Below are 4,816 nucleotides of genomic sequence, written 5' to 3'. Positions count from 1 at the left end.
GGAGGTGCTGGGCGTCATGGCGGCCTTGATCGCCGCGGCAATCTCGGCCGTCGCCATGCTTCTGGTGCGCAATCTCGTGCAGACCGAGAAGACGGCGACCATCGTGCTCTGGTTCTCCTCGACCGCGAGCGTGCTGGCGCTGTTCACATTGCCTTTCGGCTGGCAGGCGCTGACACCGATGCAAGCCGCGTTGCTCGTCGTGGCCGGCTTCTGCGGCGGGCTCGGCCAGATCCTGATGACATCCGCCTACCGCCATGCCGAGGCGTCCGTCGTGGCGCCGTTCGAATACACCTCGATGATCCTTGGCGTCGTAGTCGGCTATTTCGTCTTCGGCGACGTGACATCGCTCAATACGCTTGTAGGCGGCGTGATCGTGGTCGCCGCCGGGATCTTCATCATCTGGCGCGAACGGCAACTCGGGCTTGAGCGCACGCGGACGCGAAGAGCGACGCCGCCGCAGGGGTGATCTGTTTCAAGAAGGAAACCTCAAAGGCCGAGTTCCTTCACACCCCCCTCTGTCCTGCCGGACATCTCCCCCGCAAGGGGGGAGATTGGATGTCGCCTTGGCTTTCGCCAATCGCCGACGTTGCAGGAAGAGCGCCCGTCGGCAAAGCTGCTGATCTTCCCCCTTGCGGGGGGAGATGGCCGGCAGGCCAGAGGGGGGTGCTGTCCCTCGGACCTTTCTGTTTGAGCTATCGAGAGCTCGGCTCCTTCGCCAGCCGCAGCAGCACCGTTCGCGTCTGCTCGTCGGCCGGGAAGAAAGATTCGATCGCCAGTTCCGACAGCGTGACGTCGAGCGGCGTGCCGAACACTGTGATCGTGCTGATGAAAGACAGCACAGTGTCGTCATGCGCGAGCCTGAGCGGATGCACGATGCCGCTCGGCTCGACCGGCGCCGGCCGGCTGCTTTTCAGGCCGGACGGATAGGCGCGCAACTCTTTCTCCAGGTCGATCAGCACGGGGTCGCCGGTGGCGTCGTTCTGGTGTTTCAGGCGCTCGAGCAGATGCGCGCGCCATTCCGCCAGGTTGACGATGCGTGGCGCGACACCGCCCGGATGCAGGCTCAGCCTCAGCACATTGACCGGCGGCTTGAGCAGCGACGGCTCGGAAACATCGGCGAGGAATGGGCCGATCGCGGCGTTGGCGGAAACGAGGTTCCAGTGCCGGTCGACCGCGAGCGCAGGGAAGGGTTCGTGCCCTCGGAGCACTGTCTCGACCGCGGCAAGTGCCGGCGCCAGCGTCGCATCGCTCAGCGGCCTTTCGCTGAAGCTCGGCGCGAAGCCGGCCGCGAGCAGCAATTGGTTGCGTTGGCGCAGAGGAATGGAGAGCTGTTCGGCCAGATGCAGCACCATCTCGCGCGACGGCTGGGCGCGGCCGCTTTCGACGAAGGAGAGATGCCGCTGCGAGATATCGGCCTCCATGGCGAGGTCGAGCTGGCTCATACGCCGGCGCGTGCGCCATTCGCGAATGAGGCTGCCGGCGGAGATGTCGGATGTGGTCATGGGGGATGAGTAGGGCGGCGAGAGAGGGATTTCAATTACTTGCAAGGTCATCGGTGAGGCTCGCCGGCGCAGGAATCTCCCCCCTTGAGGGGGAGATGGCCGGCAGGCCAGAGGGGGTCGCCTCAACCGCCTCCACGCTAAATGGCGCCGGCGCTCCATGCGAGGCGACCCCCTCTGTCGCCTTCGGCGACATCTCCCCCTCAAGGGGGGAGATTAGCTAATCGCCCTCAGCTTCGCCTTGACCTCGAGAAAATCCCGCCATGCCAGCTTCTTGTGCGCCGGCGTCCTCAAGAGATAGGCCGGATGCAGCGTCGGCATCGCGGGTATCGCGGTGCCGGAAGCCGTCGTATGCACCCGCCAGTTGCCGCGGAGCCTGAGAATCCCCTCGGTGGTGTTGAGCAGCGTCTTGGCGGAGGGGCCGCCAAGATTGACCAGCACCTTCGGATTGACCAGCTCGATCTGCCTTTCGATGAACGGGCGGCAGATCTCCGTCTCGTGCGGCGTCGGCGTGCGGTTGCCCGGCGGGCGCCAGGGGATGACGTTGGCGATATAGGCCGATGTCCGGTCGAGGCCGATCGCGGCCAGCATGCGATCGAGCAGCCGGCCGGAGCGGCCGACGAAGGGCAGGCCTTCCAAATCCTCGTCGCGGCCAGGCGCCTCGCCGACCAGCATCAGATCGGCATTCGGGTTGCCGTCGGCGAAGACCAGGTTCTTGGCGGTGAATTTGAGATTGCAGCCGTCGAAGGCCGCCATATGCCGGCGCAACTCGTCGAGCGTCGAGGCGCTGGTCGCCAGTTGCCGCGCGAGCAGAACCTGCCCCTCGTCGGGCACCGTGGCGGCGGCCATTGGACGCGCAGGCGCATCCGGTATTCCGCTTGCATCCAGCCCGGGCGAAGACGGCTGCCGCTCCGCTGTCCTGTTGGCGTCGGGCCCGGATGACTGTCTTTCTTGAAGCCTGCTTTCCCGAACGGGCGCGGCCGGCGCCGGCGCGCGCTCGGCTTGCTTGGGCCTGACCTCGGCGAACCGGTTGATGGGCGCGTCTTCCAGCGCCTCGTCGACGCCCGCGCTGGCATAGAAGGCGAGCAGCTCGGCGATATCGATCGGGGTGTTGGGGGAGGCGGCAGTCATGGCGTCACCATCGTCCGCGCAGCGCAGATTTGCAAGGTTGGCGACCGTTAATCTCCCCCCTCGAGGGGGAGATGTCGCCGAAGGCGACAGAGGGGGTCGGTTCGACCGGACGCGACGCCAAGGGGGGCGCCGAGCGGGTTGGCGCTTTACGCGCGAGGACCCCTTCTGGCCTGCCGGCCATCTCCCCCTCCAGGGGGGGAGATTACGCGTTCCGACGATTTCGCCAATCTCCAAGGGGCGCACCATTCATCCAGATCACCCCGTCGGAATGCGCGGGTCCTGCACCAGATAAAAGGTCCAGCGCGGCGTGTAGTCGGTGATCAGGAACTCGAAGGTCGCCGTCTTCAGCGGATCGACCTTGCCGTTTTTGAACAAGAGCCGGTCGTAGGGTTCGAACTGGCGGTCGAAATCGGCGAAGTTGCTCGAGACGATATTGTCGGGCGCCTTGTTGCGCTGGTCGAAGGACAGGCCGTCGCCGAATACGCTCGGCTGGTCGAGGATCTCCTGCAGTTCGAACTGGAATTCCACCCAGGGGAGCGCGCTGTTGTTGAGCACGTCGATGCGCATGTACATGACGCCATTGGCGACGTCGCCGGCCCTGCCGAAGGCCTCGATCGGCCGGGTGGCGCGGATGGTCAGCGTCACCGGCGTCGCCGAATTCAGCTCCTCGGTGATGATGAGCGGGTTCTCCTTGGTGCCGACGCCGGAGGCGCCGGTGATGCGGAAACCGCCAAGCTCGTCGGAAAAGGAGTAGGCGCCGGTCGCCCAGACTTTCTGCGGATCGGCTTGCGCCGGAGCGATCAGGAAGAGGAGCGGAAGAACCGCGCGGCAGAGCACGCCGGGCGTGAAGAGTAAGCGCTTCAATGAAAAGCCGGATGGCTCGGGAGTGCGCATGGGCCCAAGTATTGCCGATAAGCAAGCCGCCGAACAATTAAAAACGTGCCGGACAGGCCTGGCCTTCCCACTGAAGGGCTCTGGCCTATGCTTCGCAGTGGCCTATCCGTGGGCCGTTTCGCATGGAAAACCGCGACTTTTTGTCGAAATCGGCGTTGTCACGTCAGCGCCGGTTTCGCGTCGCGAATTGATGCGCTATGCAGCGCGTGAGCCAGCAGAATGCGAGAACATGGCGAGCCAGTGAGGGGCCGATGAGCGAAATCGAACGCGAGAGCATGGAATTCGACGTGGTGATCGTCGGCGCCGGTCCCGCCGGGCTTGCCGCCGCCATCCGCCTGAAGCAGCTCAGCCCCGACCTTTCCGTCGTCGTGCTCGAAAAGGGCGGCGAGGTCGGCGCCCACATCCTGTCCGGCGCCGTCGTCGACCCGATCGGCATCGACCGCCTGCTGCCGGGCTGGCGCGAGGAGGAGGGCCATCCGTTCAAGACCCCGGTGACCGACGATCATTTCCTCGTGCTTGGCCCCGCCGGTTCGTTCCGCCTGCCCAACTTCCTGATGCCGCCGCTGATGAACAATCACGGCAACTACATCGTCTCGCTCGGCAATGTCTGCCGCTGGCTCGCGACCAAGGCCGAGGCGCTCGGGGTCGAGATCTATCCGGGCTTTGCCGCAGCCAGCCTCGTCTACAATGAGGCCGGCGCCGTCACCGGCGTCATCACCGGCGACATGGGCGTCGAGAAGGACGGCACGCATGGCCCGGCCTACGCGCCGGGCATGGCGCTGATGGGCAAATATGTGCTGATCGGCGAGGGCGCGCGCGGCTCTCTCGCCAAGCAGCTCATCGCGAAATACCGGCTTGCCGACGGCCGCGAGCCCGGCAAGTACGGCATCGGCCTCAAGGAGCTGTGGCAGGTCAAGCCGGAGAACCACAAACCGGGGCTGGTGCAGCATTCCTTCGGCTGGCCGCTCGACATGAAGACCGGCGGCGGCTCCTTCCTCTACCATCTGGAGGACAATCAGGTGGCGGTCGGTTTCGTCGTCCACCTCAACTACAAGAACCCCTGGCTCTCGCCCTTCGAGGAGTTCCAGCGCTTCAAGACGCATCCGGCGATCAAAGGCACCTTCGAGGGCGCCAAGCGGATCGGCTACGGCGCGCGCGCAATCACCGAGGGCGGCTGGCAGTCGGTGCCGAAGCTTTCCTTCCCGGGCGGCGTGCTGATGGGCTGCGCGGCCGGCTTCGTCAACGTGCCGCGCATCAAGGGTTCGCACAATGCGGTGCTGTCCGGCATGCTG

Annotated in this window: 6 protein-coding genes; 3 read left to right on the top strand and 3 right to left on the bottom strand. The window is 65.5% G+C overall.

Annotated elements, in window-relative coordinates; translation table 11 throughout:
* Positions 1-466: DMT family transporter (locus tag EOA29_RS25215; RefSeq protein WP_145969787.1), on the top strand; the 466-nt coding region annotated here is incomplete at its 5' end.
* Between the two features lie 226 nt (positions 467-692).
* On the opposite strand, the gene EOA29_RS25210 is transcribed toward EOA29_RS25215, so the two are convergent.
* The 3 genes from EOA29_RS25210 to EOA29_RS25200 all read right to left on the bottom strand — a co-directional run bounded on the left by EOA29_RS25210 (position 693) and on the right by EOA29_RS25200 (position 3,524).
* On the bottom strand, positions 693-1,502 hold the full coding sequence (locus EOA29_RS25210; RefSeq protein ID WP_126095997.1) for a helix-turn-helix transcriptional regulator: 810 nt from the start codon (positions 1,500-1,502) through the stop codon (positions 693-695).
* 213 nt (positions 1,503-1,715) lie between these two features.
* Positions 1,716-2,630, bottom strand: coding sequence for a uracil-DNA glycosylase (locus EOA29_RS25205; protein ID WP_127221772.1), 915 nt, complete (start codon positions 2,628-2,630; stop codon positions 1,716-1,718).
* A 255-nt stretch (positions 2,631-2,885) separates the two neighbouring features.
* Entirely contained in the window at positions 2,886-3,524 is a 639-nt protein-coding gene (locus EOA29_RS25200; protein ID WP_126094969.1) for a hypothetical protein, read from the bottom strand.
* On the opposite strand from EOA29_RS25200, the gene EOA29_RS42310 reads away from it, so the two are divergent.
* Together EOA29_RS42310 and EOA29_RS25195 are read left to right on the top strand one after the other, a co-directional pair.
* Positions 3,475-3,768, top strand: coding sequence for a hypothetical protein (locus EOA29_RS42310; RefSeq protein ID WP_210213171.1), 294 nt, complete (start codon positions 3,475-3,477; stop codon positions 3,766-3,768). The genes EOA29_RS25200 and EOA29_RS42310 overlap by 50 nt on opposite strands.
* Before the next feature lie 7 nt (positions 3,769-3,775).
* A partial coding sequence (locus EOA29_RS25195) for an NAD(P)/FAD-dependent oxidoreductase (protein ID WP_145969786.1) occupies positions 3,776-4,816 on the top strand: 1,041 nt, incomplete at its 3' end.

The organism is Mesorhizobium sp. M1E.F.Ca.ET.063.01.1.1 (assembly GCF_003998155.1).
Lineage (GTDB): Bacteria > Pseudomonadota > Alphaproteobacteria > Rhizobiales > Rhizobiaceae > Mesorhizobium.
The sequence above is the reverse complement of the archived record's forward strand: the minus strand, read 5'-3'. Positions and strand labels throughout refer to the sequence as shown.

Coding starts and splice junctions, on each gene's coding strand:
- EOA29_RS25210 (WP_126095997.1), bottom strand. CDS start 1,502: ATGACCACATCCGACATCTCCGCCGGCAGCCTCATTCGCGAATGGCGC.
- EOA29_RS25205 (WP_127221772.1), bottom strand. CDS start 2,630: ATGACTGCCGCCTCCCCCAACACCCCGATCGATATCGCCGAGCTGCTC.
- EOA29_RS25200 (WP_126094969.1), bottom strand. CDS start 3,524: ATGCGCACTCCCGAGCCATCCGGCTTTTCATTGAAGCGCTTACTCTTC.